Origin of the sequence: Pseudomonas sp. 21, from assembly GCF_000955805.1 — a bacterium.
Taxonomy (GTDB): domain Bacteria; phylum Pseudomonadota; class Gammaproteobacteria; order Pseudomonadales; family Pseudomonadaceae; genus Pseudomonas.
Map to the genome: position 1 here is coordinate 890340 of NZ_JYOA01000001.1, position 24923 is coordinate 915262.

Consider the following 24923-nt stretch of genomic DNA (forward strand, 5'->3'; position numbering starts at 1 on the left):
CCCGGTTTCCGTCAGCGAGCCTGGTTGCGCGTGTCGATGAAGCGCAGCGCGCGGTACAGCGCCTCGATCTTCGGCAGTTCTCGCCCCGCCTTGCGCGCAGCCTCCAGCGGCGCGGCGTAGATCGCACCCAGCTCCAGCGGCCGGCGCTGGGCAAAATCATGGTACATGCTGGGCAGGTAGTCCGGCATGGCGTCGGTGGAGCTGAGCATCGCGCCGACTATGCCCGGGGGCAGCGAGTGCCCGCAGGCGGCAGCGCCGGCGATGACTTCCTCCATCAGCTCGGCCACCAGGGCGCGGCTGTCGGGATTGTCCATGATCGCGCGCGTGCCGCTGTCGAGCAGCACGGAAAGGCCGTTGTAGGGGATGTTCCAGACCAGCTTCTGCCAGCGCGCCTGCTCCAGGTTCGGCATGGCGTTGGAGTCCAGGCCGGCGCTGCGGAACAGCGCGGCGCCCTCCTCCAGGATCGCCTGGCGCGCTTCGGCCTCCTGCGCAGAGCCCGAGTGATAGCCGATGTTCACCCCGCCGAAGGCCTGGTGTTCGATGACACCCGGCTTGGCGCGGTGTACGCAGATAAAGCAGAGTCCGCCGAGCAGGTGGATGTGCTCGGGCAGCAGCGCGCGCAGTTCATCTTCCACGGCGAGACCGTTCTGTAGCAGCAGGACCTTCGCTCCCTGCGCGGCAGCCTGAATGATCAGCGGCGCGAGGTCGGCGTTGCTGGTGGTCTTGGCGCCCACCAGCAGCCAGTCGCAGGGCGGCATCTTCGTCACGTCGTCGTAGGCATTCACCGGCGACAGGCTCAGCGCACCGTGCACCTGGCTGTTTAGGCGCAGGCCGTTCTGCGCGACGGCGGGATACTCGCTGCGCAGCAGGAAATGAACGTCATGGCCGGCGCGGGCCAGCATCAGGCCGTAAAAGCCGCCAATGGCGCCGGTTCCGATGACTCCTATTCGCAGATTCATCAAGGCAATTCCTCAGCAGGGCGCGCCAGGGCAGCGCGCAGGGCTTGGATCAGGGGTTCGGGGCGCAGCGGTGCGTGGACCGGGCCCAGGAAATGACCGTCGCGCACCAGGAACAGGGACGGCAGATGGAAGACCTCATAGCGCTCGACCAGGCCGCCGCTGTGCCCGGCATCGATCCAGCACAAGCGGTCGATGGACAGGCCGAACTCCGGCAGCACCTGCCGCGCCCAGCGGCAGGTGGAGCAGCCAGCACCAGTGAATATCAGCAACGATACGCCCGGCAGCTCCAGCAGCCGGCGGTCGGCATCCAGGTCGGTCAGCTCCAGGGCCGGCACTATACTCAAGGTGCCACCACTATAAAGATTGCAGTCGGAGCGTTCCGTCATGCGTCAGTTCCTGCGTCACCCTTGCGATTTTCCGGTCGAGCTGGTCATCCGCAAACAGACGTTCCTGCCGCGCCAGCGGTTGCACAATATCAGCCTCGGCGGTGTCGCGTGCAATTCGCCACGGGGCTTTCGCCGCGGCACCTCCATCGAGCTGCGCATTCCCCTGCTGGGCGACTCCGCCTGCTACCCCGGCGTCATCGCCTGGAGCCGCAAGCAGGCCAGCGACTACCGCGTGGGTATCGCCTTCATCGACGAAGACACCCTGTTCCGGGCGCGCATGGTCGAGCAGGTCTGCCAGATCGAGCAGTACCGCCGCCAGCAGGAACAGGCCTGCGGCACCCGCCTGCCGTTCGAGCCCCTGGCGCTGGAATGGATCGCGCAGAACGCCGCCGACTTCCCGATGTTTTGCGCGGTCTGATCGGAGCCCCGCAGAAAGTCGCGCAAATGCCCGTGTCGCGGGCATTTTCCTGCATCGAGCCATTGTCGAGGCTACGCCTGAACGGTTAAGGTTCGGGTTCCCCTTAGCGACACCTCTGCCTGCGCCCCATCGCACGGGGATTTCTGGCGGCCGGCACCCGTGACCTGATTGAGTACCACGATGGCTGATTTACAGATCGACGACCTTAACGTTGCCTCCAACGAGACACTGATCACGCCGGAGCAGCTCAAGCGCGAAATCCCCCTGACCGACGCCGCCCTGCGCACCGTCGCCAACGGCCGCCAGGTCGTGCGCGACATCCTCGACGGCAAGGACCACCGCCTGTTCGTGGTGATCGGCCCCTGCTCGATCCACGACATCAAGGCCGCCCACGAGTACGCCGAACGTCTGAAGGTGCTGGCCGCGGAAGTCTCCGACACCCTGTTCCTGGTCATGCGCGTGTACTTCGAGAAGCCGCGCACCACTGTCGGCTGGAAAGGCCTGATCAACGACCCGTACCTGGACGACTCCTTCAAGATCCAGGACGGCTTGCACATCGGCCGCCAGCTGCTGCGCGACCTCGCCGAGATGGGCCTGCCCACCGCCACCGAGGCTCTCGACCCGATCTCCCCGCAGTACCTGCAGGACCTGATCAGCTGGTCGGCCATCGGCGCGCGCACCACCGAATCCCAGACCCACCGCGAAATGGCCTCCGGCCTGTCCTCGGCGGTCGGCTTCAAGAACGGCACCGACGGCAGCCTGACCGTGGCGATCAACGCCCTGCAGTCGGTTTCCAGCCCGCACCGTTTCCTGGGCATCAACCAGGAAGGCGGCGTTTCCATCGTCACCACCAAGGGCAACGCCTACGGCCACGTGGTGCTGCGCGGCGGCAACGGCAAGCCGAACTATGACTCGGTCAGCGTCGCCCTGTGCGAACAGGAACTGACCAAGGCGAAGATTCCGCTCAACGTGATGGTCGACTGCAGCCACGCCAACTCCAACAAGGACCCGGCCCTGCAGCCGCTGGTGATGGACAACGTTGCCAACCAGATCGCCGAAGGCAACAACTCCATCGTCGGCCTGATGGTGGAAAGCCACCTGGGCTGGGGCGCTCAGCCGATCCCGAAGGACCTGTGCCAGCTGCAGTACGGCGTGTCGATCACCGATGCCTGCATCGATTGGGACACCACCGAGAAGGCCGTGCGCAGCATGCACGCCAAGCTCAAGGACGTCCTGCCCAAGCGCCAGCGCGGCTGACGCTTCGAGCGGATAGGAAAGAAGCCGGGCAAATGCCCGGCTTTTTCTTTGGCAAATTCCGCACCGGTGCTTTTTGTAGGAGCGAGCTTGCTCGCGAATCGCTTGACGCTGGGCAGAAACACCGTTTGCGAGCAGGCTCGCTCCTACAGAACTGCCGACGCGGCCAGAAGTGGAATTCCAGCGGGCACAAAAAAGCCCGGCATTCGCCGGGCTTCCTGTTTCCATACCCTGAAGATCAGAGCGCGGTATCGGTGTGACGCTGGCGGCGTTCCAGGTAGCGCTCGACGTAGGAGCACGACGGGATGACGCTGTAGCCCTTGCGCTCGGCGAACTGCAGCGCATGTTCGGTGAGGGCGGCGGCGATGCCGCGGCCGCGCAGGCTGTCAGGAACGAAAGTGCGATAGATGTCGAGCGTCTGCTTGCCCAGATCCATGTAGGCCAGATAGGCGCGATGACCATCAACAGTCGTTACGAACTGGTGGCTGGTTTCATCATGCTGGATGGACAACGACTCACTCACTTGCTCTCTCCTTCGCTGGGCCCTTACAACATGACCCGCACCTGATTGATCTTGTTCAGGCGGAGGAACATTTCCGCCGAGCCCGTCCCGATCAGGACAGTGATATAGACTCGGCCGTTCTCCACCTTGTGCAGCACACCCTGATAATAGGCACCATCAAACGTGATGAACTGCAGGCGCTTGCCGGTGTACTGGGCAAGGCTTTCAACGCTAACGAACTCATATTGCTGCGTTTTGGCCTGCGACTCAACCGTTTCCGGGGCCGAAACCATTTGATACTGGCTTTCCGGCGTGAGTTTTTTCTTCAGCGGATCGACCCACGCGAACCCCAGCGGTGTGACTGACTGCTGGTTCACTAAGACGACCGGATGCAGCATCTGGATCACATCCTTGGGTTCGAAAAATTGCAGGCCACCCCAGGCCATGCCCTCGCTGGGCATCAGTTCGATGCGCAGCGAGCGTGGATCTTCCAGGTAACGGCCATAGGCCTCGAGTACCGGCTTGTCGAGCGCGACGCGCTGCTGGCGCAGGGCCTTGTCGAATTTATCCAGCGACAGCGCGGTGTACGCCTTCTGGTCCACGCCCAGCTTGCCACGGCAGAATTCGCTGACCCGGCGCTGGTACTGGTTGTCGTTCATCTCGAAGACGACCTGGGATACCCGCGGCGGATTCACGCGCATGTCGCCCGGGCGCTCGGAGACGTTCATCAGCGTCATGCTGGTGTGCATGTCCAGCATGTCGCGGGTATCGCTGCGCAGGTCGAAGGTCAGGGTCTGCGCCCCCGGCTGCAGGCGATAGGAAAACTCGATATCCGACTCGAGGGTGCGGTACCCCATCTGCAGCAACTCATCGACGCCGATGTTGCGGACGTTGCCGCAGGCCACTTCGCTCATGGCAGTGAAGGCGCTCTTCTCTGCCGGCTGGGCGTACAGCGATTGCATGAACGGACCGTGGATCTGCAGCTCGACACCCTTCAGGTCCACTGCCATCTGCTCGGGCAACTTGCCCTCGTCCAGACGCTCCTTGAAGCTCAGCAGCTCGCGCAGCCCATTGAACTTCAACTGGGCGTGGGAGACCTTCAGGCTGTCACCGGCCGCAGGCACCCTGATGACCACGTTCTGCAGACCGACACGGCCGTCGAAGGACGAGGAGATGCCGCCATAGGTAATTTCCATGAACGGCGAGACGCGGGCGATGGCGTCGTTCACCACGCTGCGCACCGAAAGCCAGAGCGACGCCTTGATGATGAGGGCGATCGCCACGACGGCGAATAGGGACCACTTGAGAATCTTCGACATGGCAGGCACATCCTGGATTGTGCGAGAGCGGGACGCAGGGATACTGGCAGCTTAACAGTACGCCTGAGACCTCTCCACGAACGCCGTCGGAATTTTCGTGCACAGCGCACAGAAATCGCCCGAATTTAGTGGCATGCGGCTGACTCACCAGTCAGTCAAAACGCTTTACGCACCAGGCCTGCGTCAGTATGTTCTGGCCACTTCCAACCCAAGGACTGCAACCCAGGACCCTCTGCCATGAGTGAGCTGATCAGCTACCAATTCGAAGACGGCATCGCCACCCTGACCCTGAACAACGGCAAGGTGAACGCCATCTCCCCGGCGGTCATCGAAGCCTTCAACCAGGCCCTGGACCAGGCGGAGAAGGACCGCGCCATCGTCATCGTCACCGGCCAGCCGGGCATTCTCTCCGGCGGCTACGACCTCAAGGTGATGACCTCCGGCCCGGAGAACGCCGTGAACCTGGTGGCCGCCGGCTCCACCCTGGCCCGCCGCATGCTGTCCCACCCGTTCCCGGTCATCGTTGCCTGCACCGGCCACGCAGTGGCCAAGGGCGCCTTCATCCTGCTCTCGGCGGACTACCGCATCGGCGTCGACGGCCCGTTCCAGATCGGCCTCAACGAAGTGGCCATCGGCATGACCATGCACCACGTCGGCATCGAACTGGCCCGTGACCGCCTGCGCCGCTCCGCCTTCACCCGCTCGGTGGTGAATGCCGAGATGTTCAACCCGCGCGACGCCGTGGACGCCGGTTTCCTCGACAAGGTGGTACCGGCCGAACAACTCCAGGCCGCCGCCCTGGAAGCCGCCCAGCACCTGAAGAAGCTGAACATGACCGCCCACCGCAACACCAAGCTGAAAGTGCGCAAGCAGTTGCTGGAAACCCTCGACAAGTCCATCGAGCTGGACCGGAACCACCTGGCCTGATCGCCCGATGACAAAAAGCCCGGACTGGTGCCGGGCTTTTTCATGCCACCACTATTACCTAAATAGCAACACTGATTAATCCTGTTTGCTATTTTTCAAAAATTATTACGCATTAACCTATAGATGAACCCGAAACAAACCAACCCCAGAGGTGTTCATCATGAAACTCAATATCATCGCCGCCAGCGTACTGGCCGCCGCTACCGTCCTTGCCGCCCAGGCCAGCTTCGCCGAAGAGTCCCCGCTGATGCAGGACCGCATGGTTCATATGACCCAGGCCGCCATCCAGCAACAGCAGTCCGAGCAGTCCGCCAGCCAGGTGAATGTCGAAGCCGCTTCCAAGCAGGGCTGAAACCTTCACATCCCGCCAGCCGCCTGCAGCAGGTGACGTCATGCAGTCGAGCCCGAAGCGAAAAGCCCGGCGTGATGCCGGGCCTTTCAGGGACGATGACGCAACCTCGGCAAGGGTCAGATAACCATGAAGCCCGCCAGAGTTCAGGAATCCACCGACAGCGCCCCGACATCCACCCCCTTGCGCCTGGTCGCCGCGCCGCTATCTATCAATTTGCCTGATACCGGGAACCAACCGGCATCGTTATTCAATCGAAATGACCAGGGCGACACTGGGCCATCACTTCCCCGAGCCCGAGTCGCCAGCATGAATCGCCAAACCCACCGCTACGCCCGCAACGGCGCCCTCGCCGCCCTGGGGCTCTACACCATCGTGATCCTGGTGGTCACCGCCCTCAGCGCCGGCTTCGACGGCGCGCGCCGCGCCCCGGTGGACAACATCGACCGCAGCGGGCTCTTCGAGCGTTTCAACCAGGCAGTGCCCGTCGCGCTGCAAGGCCTCCAGGACGCCCTCACGCCCCACTCCTGATTCCGCTTCGCTGGCGCGTCGCGCCAGGCTGGCCAACACTCAATCCCTGCAGAACGACTCCCGACTCCACACCAGATCCACAGCAGGGTGGGCTTCAGCATGGGCCGAGTCATCGCTTCCGCCGTCTACAGCAAGGGCCGCAAGGTCTCCGACATCGCGCTCGAGGACGGCTACCGCTGGGCATGTCAGCCCGACCACTTCGTCTGGACCGGCCTGCAGGAGCCAACGCCGGAAGAGATGTTCAACCTGCAACGGCAGTTCAACCTCCACGAACTGGCCGTGTCCGATGCCCTGGAAAAGCACAGCCGGCCGAAGCTGGAAACCTTCGGCGATGCGCTGTTCATCGTTATCTACTCGCCGATCCGCGCCGATAGTCGGCTCATGTTCGTCGAAACCCACCTCTTTGCCGGCATCGGCTACATCATCAGTGCGCGTCACGGCTTCTCCCAGTCCTACGCCCAGGTCCGACAGCGTTGCGAGGCGCGACCGTTGCTGCTGGCCCATGGCACCGACTTCGTGCTCTACGCCCTGCTGGACTTCGTGATGAGCAACTACGAGCCGGTGGTCGAGGCAATCCGCGAGGAAATCGAGGAAGTGGAGCAGCAGGTACTGCGCAAGTCGCTGACCCAGGAGCAGATCGAGAAGATCTACGGCCTGCGCCGCGAGGTGCTCAAGCTCAAGCACTACGCCGCGCCCATGGTGGAAATCTGCCAGGAGCTCCAGCGCCTGGACTTCCCCTTCATCGACAAGCAGATGCGGCCCTACTTCCGCGACGTGGCGATCCACGTGAATCGCCTGCTGGAAGACCTCACCACCCTGCGTGACGTGGCCAGCCAGACCATCGAGGTCGGGCTGGCACTGGAGTCCTCACGGCAGAGCGTGGTGCAGCGCAAGTTCGCCGCCTGGGCGGCCATCCTCGCCTTCCCCACCGCCGTGGCCGGCATCTATGGAATGAACTTCGAATACATCCCGGAGCTGCACTGGCACTACGGCTACTTCCTGATCATGGGGTTGCTGGCGCTGGGCTGCGTCGGGCTGTACATCAGTTTCAAGCAGGCGGATTGGTTGTGATCTGTGCCAGCCGGGAGGCAATCGCGGACAGAGTCCGCTCCCACATTCGCCGGCGGGGTGGGAGCGGACTCCGTCCGCGATCGGGTCCAATTCGCACAATCTTCATCAAAGACCGCCGCCCCACGGCCACAAATGAAAACGCCGCTCCAGGGAGCGGCGCTTTCATTCAACAAAACAGCAATCAGGCGGCGCTTTTCTTCGCGTCACGACCTTGCTGGACGAAGCGCATCATCCATTCGCCAACGGCCGTGCCCTGGTGCGGGCGCGAGAGGCTGTCGATGCCGGACTGGAACACCGGCTCGCTGAAGATGTGCTTGCGCAGTTCGAGGATCGCCTGGGAGTAATCGCTCTGGAACTCCGGGTGGCCCTGGAAGCACAGCACCTGGTCGCCGATGGCGTAGGCGGCATTCGGGCAGAAGTCGCTGGAAGCGATACGGCGAGCTCCATGGGGCAGCTCGGTGACCTGGTCCTGGTGGCTGACCAGCAGGGTCAGGCCATCGCCCGGCGCCGGGCTCATCCACTCCGGCTGCTCCTCGATGCGGTAATCGTGGATACCCACGCCCCAGCCCTGGCTCGCGCGCTCGGTCTTGCCGCCCAGCACCAGCGCCAGCAACTGGTGGCCGAAGCACACGCCCAGCAGCTTGTCGCCGCGCTCGTAGAGCTTGAGCACGTAATCCTTGAGGGTCTGGATCCAGGGATCAGTGCCGAAGGAGTCCGCCTTGCTGCCGGTCACCAGGTACGCGTCGAACTTCTCATCTTCGGGCGGGTAATGCCCTTCCACCACGTTGTAGACCGTGAACTCGGCCGGAACGGGTTGCTTGGCGAACAGTTGCTGGAACATCCAGCCATAGCCCTTGTACTGATCGATGAGTTCGGGGCGGAGGATGTCGGTTTCCAGAATGCAGATGTGCAACGACATGCAGGGGTGATTCCTGGGGGGTTGGCGGCTGATAAGAATGGTTTTCCTGACACTGATGAAACGCGCGTGAAAATTACGCCCTATTTTTTCACCACACAAGATGCCGAGGCCGATTCTTGTGTAGGAATTTCAGGGGAAATACCGGAAAAACCGACTTCCTTCAATTGCACCGGCGCACAAGGGTGACGGCCGGTTGGCAAGGATTCAGCCCAATGACAGCTCGCGCAGAATCGAGTTCGCGCCCACTACCTGCGCGTATTCGCCTTGCAGATTGGCCAGGGACATGGCGTGGACCTCCTCCGCGCTGCGTTGCACACCATTGAAATCTCGCTTGTCGAAGGCGAAACAGGCGTCCGCGACGACCTGCGTATCGAAGCCCAGGTTGCCTGCCGTGCGCGCCGTGGCCTCCACCGAGTTGTTGGTGCTGACGCCGCAGATCACCAGCGCCCCGATGCCCCGCACACGCAACCAGCGTTCCAGCCCGCTGTTGATGAAAGCGTCGGGGACATTCTTCTCCACCACGTGCTCGTGCTCCAGCGGCGCCAGCGCCTCCTGGAACTCGGCGCCCGGCTGTCCGGGCCAGAACGGTGAACCCGGCGTGCGCGACATGTGGCGGATATGCACCAGCGGCCAGCCGGCCTGGCGCCAGGCTGCCAGTAGCTCACCAATGCGTTGCTCTGCCTGCGGGTTGTTGCGCGGCTCCAGGCTGTCACGCATGCCTTTCTGCTGGTCGATGATCAACAGGGCGTGAGGGATCATCGAGGCGCTCCTTGCGAGTCGGAAGACGCCATCCTACGGCCTGAACAGGCAAGAAAAAACCGGCCACGCGGGCCGGTTGCTTTCTGTAGGAGCGAGGGGGACGCCTAGTTCTTGCTCGCGAACGACCCGGCAGCGGGAGTGCTTCGCGAGCAAGAACTAGGCGTCCCCCTCGCTCCTACACGTACGCTCAGAACTGCTCGTTGCGCGCGGCCTTCTCCAGCAACAGCGCCGGCGGCAGGAAGCGCTCGCCATACTGCTCGGCCAGGTACTGGGCGCGGGCGACGAAGTCCTTCAGGCCGTACTGGTTGATGAACTGCAGCGCCCCGCCGCTCCAGGCCGCGAAGCCGATACCGAAGATCGAGCCGATGTTGGCGTCGGCGGTGGAGGTCAGCACGCCCTCCTCCACGCAGCGCACCGTCTCGATGGCCTGCACGAAGAGGATGCGATCACGCACGTCCTCGGCGGATATCTGCGCATCGGCCTTCTCGAAGCGCTGCTTCAGCTCCGGCCACAGGTGCTTCCTGCCATTGGCGGGATAGTCGTAGAAACCGGCACCGGCGGCTTTGCCGGGGCGCTTGTACTCGTTGACCATCAGGTCGACCACGGCAAACGCCGGGTGTTTGGGCAACTGCTTGCCTTCGGCTTCCAGGTCCTTGCGGGTCTGCTCGCGGATGTGGGTCATCAGGCTCATCGACACTTCGTCGCTGATCGCCAGCGGCCCGACCGGCATGCCGGCCTGGCGCGCCTGGTTCTCGATCATCGCCGCCGACACGCCCTCGCCGAGCATGGCCAGGCCTTCGTTGGTGAAGGTACCGAACACGCGGGAGGTGAAGAAGCCACGGCTGTCATGCACGACGATCGGGGTCTTCTTGATCTGCAGGACGTAGTCGAAGGCGCGAGCCAGGGTGACGTCGTCGGTCTTCTCGCCTCGGATGATTTCCACCAGCGGCATCTTGTCCACCGGGCTGAAGAAGTGCAGGCCGATGAACTTCTGCGGCTGCACCACGGCTTCGGCCAGGCCGGTGATCGGCAGGGTCGAGGTGTTGGAGGCGATCACGGCATCCGACAATGCGGCGGATTCGGCGGCGGCGCTGACCTTGGCCTTCAGGCCACGGTCCTCGAACACGGCTTCGATGATCAGGTCGCAGCCTTCGAAATCGGCGTCACTGGCGGTTGGTTTGATCCGAGCGAGGAAGGCATCGCGCTTGTCGGCGCTCATCTGGCCCTTGCCCACTTTCTTGTCCAGCAGGCCGGCGGAATAGGCCTTGCCCTTTTCCGCCGCTTCGATGGACACGTCCTTGAGCACCACCTCGATGCCGGCGGCGGCCGAAACGTAGGCGATACCCGCGCCCATCATGCCGGCGCCGACCACACCGACCTTCTTCGTCTGCTGCGGCGGGATGCCCTGCGGGCGGGACTTGCCGGCGTTGATCTCGTTGAGCTGGAACCAGAAGGTGCCGATCATGTTCTTCGCCACCTGGCCGGTGGTCAGCTCGGTGAAGTAGCGCGCCTCGATCAGCTGGGCGGTGTCGAAGTCCACCTGCGCACCTTCGACGGCGGCGCACATGATCTTCTCCGGCGCCGGGAAGCAGCCCTTGGTCTTGTCGCGCAGCACGGACGGGGCGATGGCCAGCATCTGTGCCACGGCCGGGCTGGACGGCGTACCGCCGGGGATCTTGTAGCCGGCGCTGTCCCACGGCTGCTTGGCGGCCGGGTTGGCGGCGATCCATTCGCGGGCCTTGACCAGCATCTCGTCACGGCTGGAGGCCAGTTGGTGGATCAGGCCGGCCTTGAGCGCCTGGTCCGGTCGCACCTTCTTGCCTTCGGCCAGGTACGGCAGGGCTTTCTCCAGGCCGAGCAGGCGCACCATGCGCACTACCCCGCCGCCGCCGGGCAGCAGGCCCAGGGTGACTTCCGGCAGGCCGAGCTGGACGTGGCTTTCGTCCAGGGCGATGCGGTGGTGGCAGGCCAGGCAGATTTCCCAGCCGCCGCCCAGGGCCGCGCCGTTGATGGCGGCGACTACCGGCTTGCCGAGGGTCTCCAGGCGGCGCAGTTGGCCCTTGAGCACCAGGATGCCTTCGTAGAAGGCCTGGGCGTCCGCCTTGGTCACCTTGATCAGTTCATTCAGGTCACCGCCGGCGAAGAAGGTCTTCTTCGCGGAGGTGATCACCACGCCGGCGATCGAGTCCTTCTCGGCTTCCAGGCGCGCGACAGTGGCGGCCATGGCCTCGCGGTACACACCATTCATGGTGTTGGCGCTCTGGCCGGGCATGTCCATGGTCAGGACGACGATGTTGTCCTGGCCTTTTTCAAAGCGGATGGCGTCGGTCATTTTTGTTTTCTTCCCGTTCTGGAGGATTGCTTCAGGGGCGTCACGAGCGAAGGTCAGGCAAGGCGGAAACTCTTCGGGAAGCGGAGTTGGCTATAGCCAATGAGCATTCCCGGAGAATTTCCAACGCGGCATGGCCGAGCGCAGTAGCCCATGATCGATCCTTAAACTCGTTCGATAATCGTCGCGATACCCATGCCGCCGCCCACGCAGAGGGTGGCCAGGCCGTAGCGCAGGTTGCGCCGCTCCAGTTCATCCAGCAGGGTGCCGAGGATCATGCAGCCGGTGGCGCCCAGCGGGTGGCCCATGGCGATGGAGCCGCCGTTGACGTTGACCTTGCTCTCCGGCACGCCCATGTCCTTCATGAACTTCATCACCACCGAGGCGAAGGCTTCGTTGACCTCGTAGAGGTCGATGTCCTCGGCCTTCAGCCCGGCCTTGGCCAGCGCCTTGCGGGTCGCCGGCGCGGGGCCGGTGAGCATGATGGTCGGGTCGGTGCTGGTCACCGCGGCGGCGACGATGCGCCCGCGGGCCTTCAGGCCCAGTTCGCGGCCCTTGGCTTCGGAACCGATGAGCATGGCGGTGGCGCCGTCGACGATGCCGGAGCTGTTGCCCGGCGTGTGCACGTGCTCGATGCGCTCGACGAAGCTGTACTTGCGCAGCGCGCTGGCGTCGAAGCCCATCTGCCCCATCATCTCGAAGCTGGGCTTGAGCGCGCCGAGCCCTTCGAGGGTGGAGTCGGCGCGGATGAATTCGTCGTGGTCGAGCAGGACGATGCCGTTCTGGTCGGTCACCGGCACCAGCGACTTGGCGAACAGCCCTTCGGCGCGGGCCTTGGCGGCCTTCTGCTGGGAGCGCAGGGCAAAGGCGTCGACGTCGGCACGGCTGAAGCCTTCCAGGGTGGCGATCAGGTCGGCGCCGATGCCCTGGGGGACGAAACTGGTGTGCAGGTTGGTTTCCGGGTCCAGCGCCCAGGCGCCGCCGTCGGAGCCCATCGGCACGCGGGACATGGATTCCACGCCGCCGACCACCACCAGGTCCTCGAAGCCCGAGCGCACTTTCATGGCGCCCAGGTTGACCGCTTCCAGGCCCGAGGCGCAGAAGCGGTTGATCTGCACGCCGGCGACCTGCTCGTCCCAGTCGGCCACCAGCGCGGCGGTCTTGGCGATGTCCGAGCCCTGGTCGCCCACCGGGGTCACGCAGCCCAGGACGATGTCGTCGACCTGCGCGGTGTCGAGCTGGTTGCGCTGCTGCAGCGCGCGCAGCACGCCGGCCATCAGGTTGACCGGCTTGACGCTGTGCAGCGCGCCGTCCTTCTTGCCCTTGCCGCGGGGAGTACGCACCGCGTCGTAAATGAATGCTTCGGTCATGGCGTTCTCTCTTAGAGTTGTCGTCACGCAGGCGTGGCGTGTCGGCCTACCTTAGCGGCGTATCGGTAGGGAGCAATGACCGCAGCGCTCAGCGAAATTGACCGCCACGCTCAGCGACCGACCGGAGGCGATCAGGCCGGAGGCTCTGGAAAGGGCGTGTCGGCGGGAACGGACGAGCGGTCGAAAAGCGGAACGGCGTTGTCACGTCCCAGTCATATAGAGGGAATATGCCTGAAGCTGCACCACTTGCTGCAAGATGGTCTAAGCCCGCGCGGCACTAGGCTTAGACTCAAACAGGCAGATGATGCGAAGAGTGCCGTTGCCGGGTTTTGCCGGCTCGGCTCGAGAAACCAGAAGCCAAGGCATGCGCGTCACTATCAACAGGCCGTGAGTGAGCCGTGCCAAGAACAAGAAAGGCGGAAGGACATCATGGACAAACAATCGAGAAAGTGGCGTCAGGCAAGCCTGATCGTCTTCGCAACCACCGTTGTACTGATCATCCCCAATCTGAGTCGTCTGGTCGGCTAGGGCCAACACCCGGCAACCCCGCCGCTGCGTACCGCGTGCCGCCATCCGCGAGCCACGGTCAACGCAGCGCGGGAGCCACCTACCTCCTGCTGCGCCCACACCTCTGCTAATGTTCCGCGGCCCTCTCCCGCCACGGATGCGACCATGCGCCCACTGCTGCTGACGCTGCTCCTGCTCTGCCCCACCACGTTCGCCGCCACGCTCACCCTGGAATTGCCCGACGGCAAGCACGACCTCAGCACGGAACAGCTGCTGGCCACCCCCAACGCGCAGGACATCGAGATTGCTGCCGACGTCTCCTACAACCGCACCATGCATTACCGCGCGGTGCCGCTGGCGACGTTGCTGCAGGGCGTGAAGCCGGGCGACCACCTGCAGGCCGTGGCGCTGGACGGCTTCGCCGCCGAACTGCCGGCTGCGCCGCTGCTGGCGGAAAAAGGTTCCCGCGCCTGGCTGGCCATCGAGGAGGCCGGCAAACCCTGGCCACCGTTGGCCGAGGGCAAGCCGTCCGCCGGGCCGTTCTACCTGGTGTGGACCGATCCGAAAGCGGCTGGCATCGGCCCGGAGCAATGGCCGTTCCAGGTCGCCAGCATCCGTTATCTCAAACCGTTGGCCGAGCGCTTCCCGGCGCTGCTGCCAGCGAAGAATGCGCCGGAATCGGTGCAGAAAGGCTTTGCCCAGTTCCAGAAAAACTGCCTGGCCTGCCACCGCCTGAACGGTGCCGGTGACTCGCAGTTCGGCCCGGACCTGAATATCCCGCACAACCCCACCGAATACTTTGCCGCCGGCTATCTCAAGCAGTACATCCGCGATCCGCAGAGCCTGCGGCACTGGCCGGAGGCGCGGATGAAGGGGTTTGCGGCGGATGTGATCAGCGACAGGGAGCTGGATGAGATCGTCGCCTACCTGAAGCACATGGCGGGGCGGAAGGTGAAGGTTGGCGGCTAGAAGCCGGGGCTCTTCGTAGGGCGCATAACGCGCCAGCGTAATCCGCCCTACCGCACTCTCCCGGAAGCCAGGCGGGGCGACGGTTCTCGAGCAAGCTCGCTCCTACCAAGAGCGGGTTCCTCGCGCAGGCTTGCCCCTGTAGGAGCGAGCTTGCTCGCGAACCCGCCCCGCAGCGAAACGTCAGTGCCAGTAATCCCCCGGCGGCGCCGGCAGCTCGCCGAGCAACTGCCGCAACCCCGCGCCCCACTGCCCGCGAATTCCCTCGAAATACGCATCGCCTTCCTGGATGCGGTACCCCGCCGGTACCTCCAGGCTGCCTTCGCGGTACACCAGCAGGTCCAGCGGCATGCCCACCGAGAGGTTGCTGCGGATGGTCGAGTCGAAGCTGATCAGGGCGCAGCGCAGTGCCTGTTCCAGCGGCGTGGCGTAGCTCATGGCGCGGTCGATGATCGGCTTGCCGTACTTGCTTTCGCCGATCTGGAAGTAAGGCGTGTCGCGGCAGGACTCGATGAAGTTGCCCTGCGGGTAGACATTGAACAGGCGTGGTACCTCGGTGCCGATCTGCCCGCCAACGAGGAACGAGCTGCCCAGGTCGACGCCCTGGTTCTGGCCGATGTTCTCGTCGTGATCGACCACTTCGCGCAGCGTCGAGCCCACGAGGCGCGCGGCCTCGAAGAGATTTTCCACTGTGCCGAGGTTCGGTCCATCGCCGCCCATGCGCTGGCGCAGCGTGCTGATCACCGACTGCGAGGTGGCCAGGTTGCCGGCGCTTTGCACCACGATCAGGCGCTCTCCCGGCGTGCCGAAGATATGCAGCTTGCGGAACACGGCGATGTTGTCGACGCCGGCGTTGGTGCGCGAATCGGATACGAAGACCAGGCCCTGGGCGAGGTTCATGGCGACGCAGTAGGTCATGACGTTCTCATGGCAGGTTCAGGGAGCGGGAAAGCTGGCACCGATCTTAAGCCGGTGCCCGGCCTTTCGCCACGCCTGCTCATTGCTGCATCTGCTGGGCCTGCTGCAGGTGTCCCGGCGCCACGGTAACGCGGGCATGCATCTGCTCGCCGCCGCCGCCGCGACGCATGCCGCGCACCGGGCAGGCGTCGAGGTAGTCCAGGCCCACCGCCAGCTTCAGGTGACGTTCGGGGCGGTCCAGCACGTTGGTCACGTCGAAGCTGTACCAGGCGTCGTCCAGCCAGGCCTCGGCCCAGGCGTGGCTGGCGAGGTGCTCCTCGCTGTCGGTGTAGAGGTAACCGGAAACGTAGCGCGCCGGCACGCTCAGGTAGCGCAGGCAGGCGAGAAAGGCGTGGGCGTGGTCCTGGCAGACGCCCTGCCCGGCCGCAAAGGCTTCGGCGGCGGTGCTGTCCACCTGGGTCGAACCGGGAACATAGGCGATGCGCTCGTTCAGCGCCTGCATCAGGCGGATCATCGCCTTGCGGTCGCGGCGCTCGGCACACTGGGCGCGGGCGAACTCCTGCAGCGCGCCGTCGGCCTGGGTCAGGCGGGTGCTGCGCAGGAACGGCAGCGGCGACAGGTGATCGTGCTCACGCTCGTTTTCCACGTCGATCTCCACGTGGCCGTGGGCGGCGATGACGATGGCCTCGTGGGGCTCGTCCAGGGTCAGCACGTGGAGGATGTTGCCGTAGGCATCGCGCTGCGGATGCGCCGGGCGCGGCAGGTGCAACTGCCAGTCGAGCACATGCTGGCGCTCGCTTTCCTGCGGGGTCAGACGCAGGTACTGGATGCTCGCGCGCACCTGGTCTTCGTAGCGGTAGGTGGTGTCATGGCGGATGGAGAGTTTCATGCGGCCTCCAGGTACGAGCTGTGAATGGCGTTGGCGAGCTGGCGCACCAGCCCGATGTGGTCGGTGATCCAGGGATGCAGGCCGCTGCCCAGCACTTCGTCGATGCCGGTATAGCGCACCCGTGCCTCCAGTTCGGCGGCCAGGCGCTGGGCCGGGCGGCCGTTGATGCCGGGCAGGCTGGCGAGGATCTGGCGCAGCTCTTCGGCGCAGGCCAGCAGCGAGCGCGGGACGTCCTCGCGCAACAGCAGGAGTTCGGCGATGTTCCGTGCGTTGAGGGCGTCGCGGTACAGCTCGGTGTACCCCTCGAACGCCGACAGCGCGCGCAGCAGCGCGGTCCACTGGTAGTAGCCGCGCGCCGTGCCTTCGGCCGGGCCGGCGCTGTGCTCGCCCAGCACCTGGTGGCGGGCATCGAGCAGGCGCAGGGTGTTGTCGGCGCGCTCGATGTAGGTGCCCAGGCGAATGAAGTGGAAGGCATCGTTGCGCATGCTGGTGCCGAAGGTGGCGCCGCGGAACAGGTGCGAACGGTCCTTAACCCACTCGCAGAAGTGGCTGATGCCGTAGCGCAGCAGGCCCTGGTGGGCAATGTCGCGCATCTCCAGCCAGGTGGCGTTGATGTTCTCCCACATGTCGGTGGTGATGCGCCCGCGCACCGCATGCGCCCCGGCGCGGGCGGCGCCGAAGCAGGAATAGATGCTCGCCGGGTTCTGCGCATCGAGGGCGAAGAAGTTCAGCAGGCGCTCGGCGTGCAGCTCGCCGTGGCGAGCGAGATAGGCGTCGAGGTTGCCGGTGATCAGCAGCGGCATGGCCAGCTCTTCCAGGCCATCGCCACGGCCGTCCTGGGGCATCAGCGACAGCGAGTAGGACACGTCGAGCATGCGCGCGAGGTTCTCGGCGCGCTCCAGGTAGCGCGACATCCAGTACAGGTCGGAAGCGGTTCTACTCAGCATGTTCAGTCCCCCACTACCCAGGTGTCCTTGGTACCGCCACCTTGTGACGAGTTGACGACCAGCGAGCCTTCGCGCAGCGCCACGCGGGTCAGCCCGCCGGGCACCAGGCGCACGTTGTCCGGCGCGGAGAGCACGAAGGGCCGCAGGTCGATGTGGCGCGGGGCGATGCCGTTCTCGACGAAGGTCGGGCAGGTCGACAGGCTCAGCGTCGGCTGCGCGATGTAGGCTTCCGGGCGAGCCATCAGCCGCGCGCGGAAGGCTTCGATTTCCGCCGTGGTAGCCGCCGGGCCGACCAGCATGCCGTAGCCGCCGGAGCCCTGGGCCTCCTTCACCACCAGCTCGGGCAGGTGCGCCAGCACGTGGGACAGGTCCTGCGGCCGGCGGCACTGCCAGGTCGGCACGTTGTGCAATATCGGCTCCTGGTCGAGGTAGAAGCGGATCATCTCCGGCACGTAGGGATAGACCGACTTGTCATCGGCAACACCCGTTCCGATGGCGTTGGCCAGCACCACGTTGCCCGCGCGATAAGCGGCCAGCAGGCCGGGCACGCCGAGCATGGAGTCAGGATTGAAGGCCAGCGGGTCGAGGAAGTCGTCGTCGACCCGCCGGTAGATCACGTCCACCGGCATCGGTCCCGAAGTGGTGCGCATGTAGACGCGCTCGTCGCGGACGAACAAGTCCGCGCCTTCCACCAGCTCCACGCCCATCTCGCGAGCGAGGAAGGCGTGCTCGAAGTAGGCACTGTTGAAGCGGCCTGGCGTCAGCACCACCACGCAGGGCTGCTCCACTTCGCTGGCCTGGCGCAGGGTGTCGAGCAGCAGGTTCGGGTAGTGGTCGATGGGGGCGATGCGCTGGGCGCCGAACAGCTCGGGGAACAGGCGCATCATCATCTTGCGGTTCTCCAGCATGTAGGAGACGCCGCTGGGCGTGCGCAGGTTGTCCTCGAGGACGTAGTAGGCGCCGTTGCCGTCGCGCACCAGGTCGATGCCGGCGATGTGCGCGTAGACGTTGCCGGGCACGTCCAGGCCCTGCATGGCCAATTGGTACTGGTCGTTGGCCAGGACCTGCTCCGGCGGGATCAGGCCTTCCTTGAGGATGCGCTGGTCATGATAGAGATCGGCGAGGAACAGGTTGAGCGCCTGCACCCGCTGGATGCAGCCAGCCTCGATGGTCTTCCACTCGCTGGCCGGGATGCTGCGCGGGATGGTGTCGAAGGGGATCAGGCGCTCGGTGCCCTGGTCGTCGCCATAGAGGGTGAAGGTGATGCCCGCGCGATAGAACAGCAGGTCGGCCTCGCGGCGGCGCTGCTGCAGCTGTTCGCCGGGCATGTCCGCCAGCCAGCGGGCGAACTCCGTGTAGTGCGGTCGGCAGGCGCCAGCGGCGTCATGCATTTCGTCATAGAACACCCGAGCCATCTTCCACTCCTTGTTGCCGCTCTTCCTCGGCTGCAGGCGATGTCGCAAGGCCCGTGCCAGAGGTCGATTTCCTGTCCATTCAAAGACTTGCAACGGCTGTTTGCGCAGCTCGCACTGCCATGGTGCGAAAGCGCTGCAGACCGCGCACGCCGCGCCCTCTTTGGGCCCACGGGCCGCGCCAGGGCTCGCTTGTCAGCCTCCGGGGCCAGAACTACGCTGCAAGAGCGTGGCCATTCCCCATGGACTCGCAGCGGTCAACGGAGGTGCCATTTTTCTGCGCGCTGGTTCCGCAGTGGCTCCCACACGAAGAACAACAGGAGTCCGTCCATGTCATCAGTGCAATTGCTTTCCTTGAAAGTCGCGGCGCTGGCCTTCGCCGGCGCCGGCCTGCTCGCCAGCGGCTCGTTGCAGGCCGCCGAGGCACTCAAACAACTCGGCAACCCCGAAGGGGCGCTGGATATCATTGCCTGGCCCGGCTACATCGAGCGCGGCGAGAGCGACAAGAACTACGACTGGGTCAGCCAGTTCGAGAAGGACACCGGCTGCAAGGTCAATGTGAAGACCGCCGCCACCTCCGACGAGATGGTCAGCCTGATGGCCAAGGGCGGCTACGACCTGGTCACCGCCTCCGGCGACGCCTCCCTGCGGCTGGTCTACGGCAAGCGCGTGCAGCCGATCAACATCGCCCTGGTGCCCAACTGGAAGAACGTCGACGAGCGCCTGCAGGACGCGCCCTGGCACACGGTGGACGGCAAGCACTACGGCACGCCCTACCAGTGGGGGCCGAACGTGCTGATGTACAACACCAAGGTCTTCCCCAAGGCGCCGGAAAGCTGGAGCGTGGTGTTCAGCGAGCAGAAACTGCCCGACGGCAAGAGCAACAAGGGCCGCGTGCAGGCCTACGACGGGCCGATCTACATCGCCGATGCGGCGCTCTACCTGAAGACCACCCAGCCCGCGCTCGGCATCCAGGACCCGTACGAACTCAACGAGGAACAGTACGCCGCCGCCCTCAAGCTGCTGCGCGGCCAGCAGAAGCTGATCCACCGCTACTGGCATGACGCGACGGTGCAGATGAGCGACTTCAAGAACGAGGGCGTGGCCGCTTCCGGCTCCTGGCCCTACCAGGTGAACGCGCTGCTGGGCGAGAAACAGCCGATCGCCTCGACCATCCCCAGCGAAGGCGTCACCGGCTGGGCCGACACCACCATGATGCACGTCGATGCCAAGCACCCGGTGTGCGCCTACAAGTGGCTGAACTGGTCGCTGGAACCCAAGGTGCAGGGCGACGTCGCCGCCTGGTTCGGCTCGGTGCCCGCCTCCCCCGATGGTTGCACCGGCAGCCAGCTGCTGGGCGCCCAGGGTTGCGCCACCAACGGCTACGACCAGTTCGACCGCATCGCCTTCTGGAAGACCCCGCAAGCCAAGTGCGCCCAGGGGCAGTGCGTACCGTACAGCCGCTGGACGCAGGACTACATTGCGATCATGGGTGGGAGGTGACGTTGTTTCGTCGCTGAAAGCCCCTCTCCCCAGCCCTGGCTGCGCGCCCCGCTCCGAAGGGAGAGGGAGCCATCCGAGCGGGAGCTGAAAACAGAGTCAGCCGGATACTTCGGCGTCCCAGTGAGCGATGAGTTGGCCGCGCTCGCCGAACAGTCCCCTCTCCCTTCAGGGAGAGGGTTAGGGAGAGGGAACAAGGTGTCAGCCACGCCATCGCATCAGGCTGATCCAGCACCCCCGCCCCCATGCGCTACCTTTTCTGATGCAGCCCCCGCCACTCAGGTAGCCCGCAGCATGACCACAGCCGTCCAGTTCACCGACGTGAGCCGTCACTACGGCGAGGTACGCGCCGTCGATTCGGTATCCATCGAAATCCGAGACGGCGAGTTCTTCTCCATGCTCGGCCCTTCCGGCTCGGGCAAGACCACCTGCCTGCGGCTGATCGCCGGCTTCGAGCAGCCCACCTCCGGCTCCATCCGCATCCATGGCGCGGAAGCGGCAGGCCTGCCGCCCTACGAGCGCGACGTGAACACGGTATTCCAGGACTACGCGCTGTTCCCGCACATGAGCGTGCTGGACAACGTCGCCTACGGCCTGAAGGTGAAGGGCGTGGCCAAGGCCGAGCGCTACCACCGTGCCGAGGAAGCCCTGGGCATGGTCGCCCTGGCCGGCTACGGCAAGCGCAAGCCGGCGCAGCTCTCCGGCGGCCAGCGCCAGCGCGTCGCCCTGGCCCGCGCGCTGGTGAATCGCCCGCGGGTGCTGCTGCTGGACGAACCCCTCGGCGCGCTGGACCTGAAGCTGCGCGAGCAGATGCAGGTGGAGTTGAAGAAACTGCAGCGCCAGCTCGGCATCACCTTCATCTTCGTCACCCATGACCAGAGCGAAGCGCTGTCCATGTCCGACCGCGTGGCGGTGTTCAACAAGGGCCGCATCGAACAGGTCGACACCCCCGGCAATCTCTACCGCCGCCCCGCCACGCGCTTCGTCGCCGAGTTCGTCGGCACCGCCAACGTGCTGCGCGGCGACCTCGGCCAACGCCTGCTGGGCGAGTCGCGCCCCTACTCGCTGCGCCCCGAGCACGTGCGCTTCGGGCGTGCCGGCGAAGGGGAGCTGGAAGTCAGCGGCACCTTGTTCGATGTGCAATACATGGGCGCCAGCAGCCGCTACGAGATCGAGCTGGAGAACGGCGTGCGCCTGGTCGCCGCCCTGCCCAACGGCGAGCGCGAGGAGCAACGGCCGAAACCGGGTGACGCCGTGACCGCCTGCTGGGCACGCAGCGCGCTGGTGCCGCTGCTCGAGGAGCCGGCGCCGTGAGGGCGATTTCCAGCTTCCTCTACCGGCGCAGCACGCTCTACCTGCTGATGCTGCTGATCCCGCCGCTGCTGTGGTTCGGTGTCATCTACATCGGCTCGCTGTTCGCCCTGCTCTGGCAGAGCTTCTACACCTTCGACGACTTCACCATGGCGGTGACGCCGGACCTGACCCTGGCCAACTACCAGGCGCTGTTCAACCCGGCCAACTACGACATCGTCCTGCGCACCTTCAGCATGGCGATTGCCGTGTCGGTGGCCAGCGCCGTCCTCGCCTTCCCCATCGCCTATTACATGGCACGCTATGCCGGGCCCAAGGAAAAAGCCTTCTTCTATATCGCCGTGATGCTGCCGATGTGGGCCAGCTACATCGTCAAGGCCTACGCCTGGACGGTGATCCTGGCCAAGGGCGGCATCCTCTACTGGGTGATCGAGCACCTGCACCTGCTCGGCCTGCTGGACCTGCTGCTGGAGGTTCCCGGCGTGGGCGGCAATACCCTGTCCACCTCGCACATCGGGCGCTTCTGGGTGTTCACCTACATCTGGCTGCCGTTCATGATCCTGCCGATCCAAGCCGCCCTGGAGCGCCTGCCGCCGTCACTGCTGCAAGCCTCGGCGGACCTCGGCGCGCACCCGCGGCAGACCTTCTTCCAGGTGATCCTGCCGCTGGCCTTCCCCGGCGTGGTGGCGGGCTCGATCTTCACCTTCAGCCTGACCCTGGGTGACTTCATCATCCCGCAGCTGGTGGGCCCCAGCGGTCTGTTCATCGGCACCATGGTCTACGTGCAGCAGGGCGCGGTGGGCAACATGCCGCTGGCGGCAGCCTTCACCCTGGTGCCCATCGTGCTGATCGCCGTGTATCTCTCCATCGCCAAGCGGCTGGGGGCCTTCGATGCGCTCTGATGCACATTCCACCGATCGGCCGTCCTGGTTCCTGCGACTGGCGGCCTGGGGCGGGCTGGTGTTCCTGCATTTCCCGATCCTGGTGATCCTGCTCTACGCCTTCAACACCGAGGAGTCGGCCTACAGCTTTCCGCTGCAGGGCTTCACCCTGAAGTGGTTCAGCATCGCGTTCCAGCGCGGCGACGTGCTCGACGCCATCTGGCTCTCGGTGAAGATCGCCTGCGTGGCCACACTGATCGCCATGGTCCTTGGCACCCTGGCGGCCGGCGCGCTGTACCGCCGCGACTTCTTCGGCAAGGAAAGCATCTCGCTGATGCTGATCCTGCCCATCGCCCTGCCCGGCATCATCACCGGTATCGCCCTGCTCTCGGCGTTCAAGACGCTGGGGATCGAGCCGGGCTTCCTGACCATCGTCATCGGCCACGCGACCTTCTGTGTGGTGATCGTCTACAACAACGTGATCGCGCGCTTCCGCCGTACCTCCTTCAGCCTGATCGAGGCGAGCATGGACCTGGGCGCCGACGGCTGGCAGACCTTCCGCTACATCATCCTGCCGAACATCGCCACGGCGCTGCTGGCCGGCGGCATGCTGGCCTTCGCCCTGTCGTTCGACGAGATCATCGTCACCACCTTCACCGCCGGCCACGAGCGCACCCTGCCGCTGTGGCTGCTCAACCAGCTGACCCGCCCGCGCGACGTGCCCATCACCAACGTCGTCGCCATGCTGGTGATGCTCGCCACCATGCTGCCGATCCTCGGCGCGTACTACCTGACGCGCGGGACCAGCGATGTGGCGGGGAGCGGGAAATGACTCTGGCGTTTTGCGAAACGCCCTCTCCCCAGCCCTCTCCCTGAAGGGAGAGGGCTGGGGAGAGGGAAACCCACTACGGAGGAGCCCCATGCAAACCAAACTACTCATCAATGGCCAGTTCGTCGCCGGCGAAGGCGCCAAGCTGGACATCCTCAACCCTGCCACCGGCACCGTGATCGGCCAGATCGCCGAAGCCAGCGAAGCCCAGGTGGACAGCGCCGTGCGCGCCGCCGACGCGGCGTTCGACGGCTGGTCGCAGACCGCGCCGAAGGACCGCGCCATGCTCCTGCTGCGCCTCGCCGACCGCATCGAGGAGCACGCCGAGGAGCTGGCAAGGCTTGAGTCCGACAACTGCGGCAAGCCCTACGCCGCCGCGCTGAACGACGAGATCCCGGCCATCGCCGACGTGTTCCGCTTCTTCGCCGGTGCCTGCCGTGTGCTGCCCGGTTCCGCCGCGGGCGAATACCTCCCCGGCTTCACCTCGATGATCCGCCGCGACCCGGTGGGCGTGATCGCCTCCATCGCGCCGTGGAACTACCCGCTGATGATGGCGGCGTGGAAGCTGGGCCCGGCACTAGCCGCCGGCAACTGCGTGGTGCTCAAACCTTCCGAGCAGACGCCGCTGACTGCCCTGCGGGTGGCCGAATTCATCGCCGAGCTGTTCCCCGCCGGCGTGGTCAACCTGGTGTTCGGCCGGGGCCCGAGCGTGGGCGCGCCGCTGGTGAGCCACGACCTGGTGCGCATGGTCTCGCTGACCGGATCGGTGGGCACCGGCAAGGCCATCATCAAGAGCGCCGCCGACAGCGTGAAGCGCCTGCACATGGAACTGGGCGGCAAGGCCCCGGTGATCGTCTTCGACGACGCCGACCTGGAAGACGTGATCGCCGGCATCCGCACCTTCGGCTTCTATAACGCCGGGCAGGATTGCACCGCCGCGTGCCGCATCTACGCCGGCAAGAAGGTCTACGACAACTTCGTCGCCGACCTCGCCAGCGCGGTGTCGAGCCTGAAGACGGGCCTGCAGAACGCCCCCGACACCGAACTCGGCCCGCTGATCACCGCCGCCCAGCGCGACCGCGTCGCCGGCTTCGTCGAACGCGCCAAGGCGAGCCCGCACATCCAGATCGCCACAGGCGGCAAGGTGGTCAGCGGCAACGGCTTCTTCTACGAGCCGACGGTGGTGGCCAACGCCCAGCAGGACGACGAGATCGTCCGCCGCGAAGTATTCGGCCCGGTGGTATCGGTGACCCCGTTCAGCGATGCCGACGAGGCGGTGCGCTGGGCGAACGACTCCGACTACGGGCTTGCCTCGTCGGTGTGGACGAAAGATGTCGGCCGCGCCTCACGGGTGGCGGCGCGGCTACAGTACGGCTGCACCTGGGTGAACACCCACTTCATGCTGTGCAGCGAGATGCCCCACGGCGGCTTCAAGCAGTCCGGCTACGGCAAGGACTTGTCCATGTATGGCCTGGAGGACTACACCGTGGCACGGCACATCATGTTCAAGCATTGAGCCGCGGCACCGGCGTGAACCTGACCTGTAGGAGCGAGCTTGCTCGCGAACAACTCCCGCTGCGGAGCCAGGGTTCGCGAGCAAGCTCGCTCCTACGAAAAGCCTGCCCCGGCGTGGGAGCGGACTCCGTCCGCGATGTCCCACCGCCGCACCA

At 65.2% G+C, this 24923-nt stretch carries 25 protein-coding genes; 13 read left to right on the forward strand and 12 right to left on the reverse strand.

What is annotated here, in order from left to right; all coding sequences use genetic code 11:
* Positions 1-11 precede the first annotated feature (11 nt).
* Entirely contained in the window at positions 12-959 is a 948-nt protein-coding gene (locus UB43_RS03910) for a putative 2-dehydropantoate 2-reductase (RefSeq protein ID WP_045208582.1), read from the reverse strand.
* Positions 959-1345: a thioredoxin gene (locus UB43_RS03915; protein ID WP_045208583.1), complete on the reverse strand. Its 387-nt coding sequence runs from the start codon at positions 1343-1345 to the stop codon at positions 959-961. Before UB43_RS03915 ends, UB43_RS03910 begins: the two co-directional genes overlap by 1 nt.
* Here UB43_RS03915 and UB43_RS03920 point away from each other — a divergent pair.
* Together UB43_RS03920 and UB43_RS03925 are read left to right on the forward strand one after the other, a co-directional pair.
* Positions 1344-1763, forward strand: coding sequence for a PilZ domain-containing protein (locus tag UB43_RS03920; protein WP_045208584.1), 420 nt, complete (start codon positions 1344-1346; stop codon positions 1761-1763). The two genes, UB43_RS03915 and UB43_RS03920, sit on opposite strands and share 2 nt — an antisense overlap.
* A gap of 180 nt (positions 1764-1943) precedes the next feature.
* Positions 1944-3020 carry a 3-deoxy-7-phosphoheptulonate synthase gene (locus UB43_RS03925; RefSeq protein WP_045208585.1) on the forward strand — a complete coding sequence of 359 codons (1077 nt, stop codon included), beginning with the start codon at positions 1944-1946 and terminating at the stop codon, positions 3018-3020.
* Between the two features lie 235 nt (positions 3021-3255).
* On the opposite strand, the gene UB43_RS03930 is transcribed toward UB43_RS03925, so the two are convergent.
* Positions 3256-3540, reverse strand: coding sequence for a GNAT family N-acetyltransferase (locus UB43_RS03930; RefSeq protein ID WP_024765462.1), 285 nt, complete (start codon positions 3538-3540; stop codon positions 3256-3258).
* Between the two features lie 23 nt (positions 3541-3563).
* Positions 3564-4838 (reverse strand): hypothetical protein, encoded by a 1275-nt coding sequence (locus tag UB43_RS03935; protein ID WP_045208588.1) that lies wholly within the window; start codon positions 4836-4838, stop codon positions 3564-3566.
* A 237-nt stretch (positions 4839-5075) separates the two neighbouring features.
* Between UB43_RS03935 and UB43_RS03940 the strand changes: the two genes are divergently transcribed.
* The 4 genes from UB43_RS03940 (at position 5076) to UB43_RS03955 (ending at position 7716) form a co-directional block, all read left to right on the forward strand.
* Positions 5076-5765, forward strand: coding sequence for a crotonase/enoyl-CoA hydratase family protein (locus UB43_RS03940; RefSeq protein WP_045208591.1), 690 nt, complete (start codon positions 5076-5078; stop codon positions 5763-5765).
* A gap of 160 nt (positions 5766-5925) precedes the next feature.
* Positions 5926-6117, forward strand: a complete 192-nt coding sequence (locus tag UB43_RS03945; RefSeq protein ID WP_045208934.1) for a hypothetical protein — start codon at positions 5926-5928, stop codon at positions 6115-6117.
* A 306-nt stretch (positions 6118-6423) separates the two neighbouring features.
* Entirely contained in the window at positions 6424-6645 is a 222-nt protein-coding gene (locus tag UB43_RS03950; RefSeq protein WP_045208592.1) for a hypothetical protein, read from the forward strand.
* A 99-nt stretch (positions 6646-6744) separates the two neighbouring features.
* Positions 6745-7716: a magnesium and cobalt transport protein CorA gene (locus tag UB43_RS03955; protein ID WP_045208936.1), complete on the forward strand. Its 972-nt coding sequence runs from the start codon at positions 6745-6747 to the stop codon at positions 7714-7716.
* 181 nt (positions 7717-7897) lie between these two features.
* On the opposite strand, the gene UB43_RS03960 is transcribed toward UB43_RS03955, so the two are convergent.
* From UB43_RS03960 to UB43_RS03975, 4 genes are all read right to left on the reverse strand, one after another.
* A complete protein-coding gene (locus UB43_RS03960) occupies positions 7898-8635 on the reverse strand; it encodes an amidotransferase (RefSeq protein ID WP_045208593.1) in 738 nt (245 codons plus the stop codon).
* Positions 8636-8839: 204 nt separating this feature from the next.
* Entirely contained in the window at positions 8840-9394 is a 555-nt protein-coding gene (locus UB43_RS03965; RefSeq protein ID WP_045208595.1) for a cysteine hydrolase family protein, read from the reverse strand.
* Between the two features lie 187 nt (positions 9395-9581).
* Positions 9582-11726: a 3-hydroxyacyl-CoA dehydrogenase NAD-binding domain-containing protein gene (locus UB43_RS03970; RefSeq protein WP_045208596.1), complete on the reverse strand. Its 2145-nt coding sequence runs from the start codon at positions 11724-11726 to the stop codon at positions 9582-9584.
* A gap of 161 nt (positions 11727-11887) precedes the next feature.
* Positions 11888-13093 (reverse strand): acetyl-CoA C-acetyltransferase, encoded by a 1206-nt coding sequence (locus UB43_RS03975; protein ID WP_045208597.1) that lies wholly within the window; start codon positions 13091-13093, stop codon positions 11888-11890.
* Between the two features lie 75 nt (positions 13094-13168).
* Here UB43_RS03975 and UB43_RS29495 point away from each other — a divergent pair, with 75 nt between their 5' ends.
* Complete coding sequence (locus tag UB43_RS29495; protein WP_156160333.1) at positions 13169-13621, forward strand: hypothetical protein; 453 nt, start codon at positions 13169-13171, stop codon at positions 13619-13621.
* Between the two features lie 144 nt (positions 13622-13765).
* On the forward strand, positions 13766-14569 hold the full coding sequence (locus UB43_RS03980) for a cytochrome c (protein ID WP_045208598.1): 804 nt from the start codon (positions 13766-13768) through the stop codon (positions 14567-14569).
* A 180-nt stretch (positions 14570-14749) separates the two neighbouring features.
* On the opposite strand, the gene UB43_RS03985 is transcribed toward UB43_RS03980, so the two are convergent.
* The 4 genes from UB43_RS03985 to UB43_RS04000 form a co-directional block, all read right to left on the reverse strand.
* Entirely contained in the window at positions 14750-15484 is a 735-nt protein-coding gene (locus UB43_RS03985) for a proteasome-type protease (RefSeq protein ID WP_045208600.1), read from the reverse strand.
* Positions 15485-15563: 79 nt separating this feature from the next.
* Entirely contained in the window at positions 15564-16373 is an 810-nt protein-coding gene (locus UB43_RS03990) for a transglutaminase family protein (RefSeq protein WP_045208603.1), read from the reverse strand.
* On the reverse strand, positions 16370-17320 hold the full coding sequence (locus tag UB43_RS03995) for an alpha-E domain-containing protein (protein ID WP_045208605.1): 951 nt from the start codon (positions 17318-17320) through the stop codon (positions 16370-16372). The genes UB43_RS03990 and UB43_RS03995 overlap by 4 nt, the downstream gene beginning before the upstream one ends.
* A 2-nt stretch (positions 17321-17322) precedes the next feature.
* The gene (locus UB43_RS04000) at positions 17323-18735 is read right to left on the reverse strand and encodes a circularly permuted type 2 ATP-grasp protein (protein WP_045208607.1); all 1413 of its coding nucleotides are present in this window, start codon (positions 18733-18735) and stop codon (positions 17323-17325) included.
* A 327-nt stretch (positions 18736-19062) separates the two neighbouring features.
* Here UB43_RS04000 and ydcS point away from each other — a divergent pair, with 327 nt between their 5' ends.
* The 5 genes from ydcS to UB43_RS04025 all read left to right on the forward strand — a co-directional run bounded on the left by ydcS (position 19063) and on the right by UB43_RS04025 (position 24769).
* Complete coding sequence (ydcS, locus tag UB43_RS04005; protein WP_045208608.1) at positions 19063-20235, forward strand: putative ABC transporter substrate-binding protein YdcS; 1173 nt, start codon at positions 19063-19065, stop codon at positions 20233-20235.
* 291 nt (positions 20236-20526) lie between these two features.
* Positions 20527-21546 carry an ABC transporter ATP-binding protein gene (locus UB43_RS04010; protein WP_045208610.1) on the forward strand — a complete coding sequence of 340 codons (1020 nt, stop codon included), beginning with the start codon at positions 20527-20529 and terminating at the stop codon, positions 21544-21546.
* A gap of 47 nt (positions 21547-21593) precedes the next feature.
* Positions 21594-22445 (forward strand): ABC transporter permease, encoded by an 852-nt coding sequence (locus UB43_RS04015; protein WP_218187689.1) that lies wholly within the window; start codon positions 21594-21596, stop codon positions 22443-22445.
* Complete coding sequence (locus tag UB43_RS04020; protein ID WP_045208614.1) at positions 22435-23256, forward strand: ABC transporter permease; 822 nt, start codon at positions 22435-22437, stop codon at positions 23254-23256. The genes UB43_RS04015 and UB43_RS04020 overlap by 11 nt, the downstream gene beginning before the upstream one ends.
* Positions 23257-23344: 88 nt before the next feature.
* Positions 23345-24769, forward strand: coding sequence for a gamma-aminobutyraldehyde dehydrogenase (locus UB43_RS04025; RefSeq protein WP_045208616.1), 1425 nt, complete (start codon positions 23345-23347; stop codon positions 24767-24769).
* Positions 24770-24923: the final 154 nt, after the last annotated feature.

What these genes read in the sequence shown, in the direction of transcription:
- UB43_RS29495 (WP_156160333.1), top strand. Translation starts at nt 13,169, where the DNA reads ATGACCGCAGCGCTCAGCGAAATTGACCGCCACGCTCAGCGACCGACC.
- UB43_RS03920 (WP_045208584.1), top strand. Translation starts at nt 1,344, where the DNA reads ATGCGTCAGTTCCTGCGTCACCCTTGCGATTTTCCGGTCGAGCTGGTC.
- UB43_RS03970 (WP_045208596.1), bottom strand. Translation starts at nt 11,726, where the DNA reads ATGACCGACGCCATCCGCTTTGAAAAAGGCCAGGACAACATCGTCGTC.
- UB43_RS04020 (WP_045208614.1), top strand. Translation starts at nt 22,435, where the DNA reads ATGCGCTCTGATGCACATTCCACCGATCGGCCGTCCTGGTTCCTGCGA.
- UB43_RS03950 (WP_045208592.1), top strand. Translation starts at nt 6,424, where the DNA reads ATGAATCGCCAAACCCACCGCTACGCCCGCAACGGCGCCCTCGCCGCC.
- UB43_RS03975 (WP_045208597.1), bottom strand. Translation starts at nt 13,093, where the DNA reads ATGACCGAAGCATTCATTTACGACGCGGTGCGTACTCCCCGCGGCAAG.
- UB43_RS03945 (WP_045208934.1), top strand. Translation starts at nt 5,926, where the DNA reads ATGAAACTCAATATCATCGCCGCCAGCGTACTGGCCGCCGCTACCGTC.
- UB43_RS04025 (WP_045208616.1), top strand. Translation starts at nt 23,345, where the DNA reads ATGCAAACCAAACTACTCATCAATGGCCAGTTCGTCGCCGGCGAAGGC.
- UB43_RS03990 (WP_045208603.1), bottom strand. Translation starts at nt 16,373, where the DNA reads ATGAAACTCTCCATCCGCCATGACACCACCTACCGCTACGAAGACCAG.
- UB43_RS03960 (WP_045208593.1), bottom strand. Translation starts at nt 8,635, where the DNA reads ATGTCGTTGCACATCTGCATTCTGGAAACCGACATCCTCCGCCCCGAA.
- UB43_RS03965 (WP_045208595.1), bottom strand. Translation starts at nt 9,394, where the DNA reads ATGATCCCTCACGCCCTGTTGATCATCGACCAGCAGAAAGGCATGCGT.
- UB43_RS03980 (WP_045208598.1), top strand. Translation starts at nt 13,766, where the DNA reads ATGCGCCCACTGCTGCTGACGCTGCTCCTGCTCTGCCCCACCACGTTC.
- UB43_RS04015 (WP_218187689.1), top strand. Translation starts at nt 21,594, where the DNA reads ATGCTGCTGATCCCGCCGCTGCTGTGGTTCGGTGTCATCTACATCGGC.
- UB43_RS04000 (WP_045208607.1), bottom strand. Translation starts at nt 18,735, where the DNA reads ATGGCTCGGGTGTTCTATGACGAAATGCATGACGCCGCTGGCGCCTGC.
- ydcS (WP_045208608.1), top strand. Translation starts at nt 19,063, where the DNA reads ATGTCATCAGTGCAATTGCTTTCCTTGAAAGTCGCGGCGCTGGCCTTC.
- UB43_RS03925 (WP_045208585.1), top strand. Translation starts at nt 1,944, where the DNA reads ATGGCTGATTTACAGATCGACGACCTTAACGTTGCCTCCAACGAGACA.
- UB43_RS03995 (WP_045208605.1), bottom strand. Translation starts at nt 17,320, where the DNA reads ATGCTGAGTAGAACCGCTTCCGACCTGTACTGGATGTCGCGCTACCTG.
- UB43_RS03915 (WP_045208583.1), bottom strand. Translation starts at nt 1,345, where the DNA reads ATGACGGAACGCTCCGACTGCAATCTTTATAGTGGTGGCACCTTGAGT.
- UB43_RS04010 (WP_045208610.1), top strand. Translation starts at nt 20,527, where the DNA reads ATGACCACAGCCGTCCAGTTCACCGACGTGAGCCGTCACTACGGCGAG.
- UB43_RS03910 (WP_045208582.1), bottom strand. Translation starts at nt 959, where the DNA reads ATGAATCTGCGAATAGGAGTCATCGGAACCGGCGCCATTGGCGGCTTT.
- UB43_RS03940 (WP_045208591.1), top strand. Translation starts at nt 5,076, where the DNA reads ATGAGTGAGCTGATCAGCTACCAATTCGAAGACGGCATCGCCACCCTG.
- UB43_RS03985 (WP_045208600.1), bottom strand. Translation starts at nt 15,484, where the DNA reads ATGACCTACTGCGTCGCCATGAACCTCGCCCAGGGCCTGGTCTTCGTA.
- UB43_RS03935 (WP_045208588.1), bottom strand. Translation starts at nt 4,838, where the DNA reads ATGTCGAAGATTCTCAAGTGGTCCCTATTCGCCGTCGTGGCGATCGCC.
- UB43_RS03955 (WP_045208936.1), top strand. Translation starts at nt 6,745, where the DNA reads ATGGGCCGAGTCATCGCTTCCGCCGTCTACAGCAAGGGCCGCAAGGTC.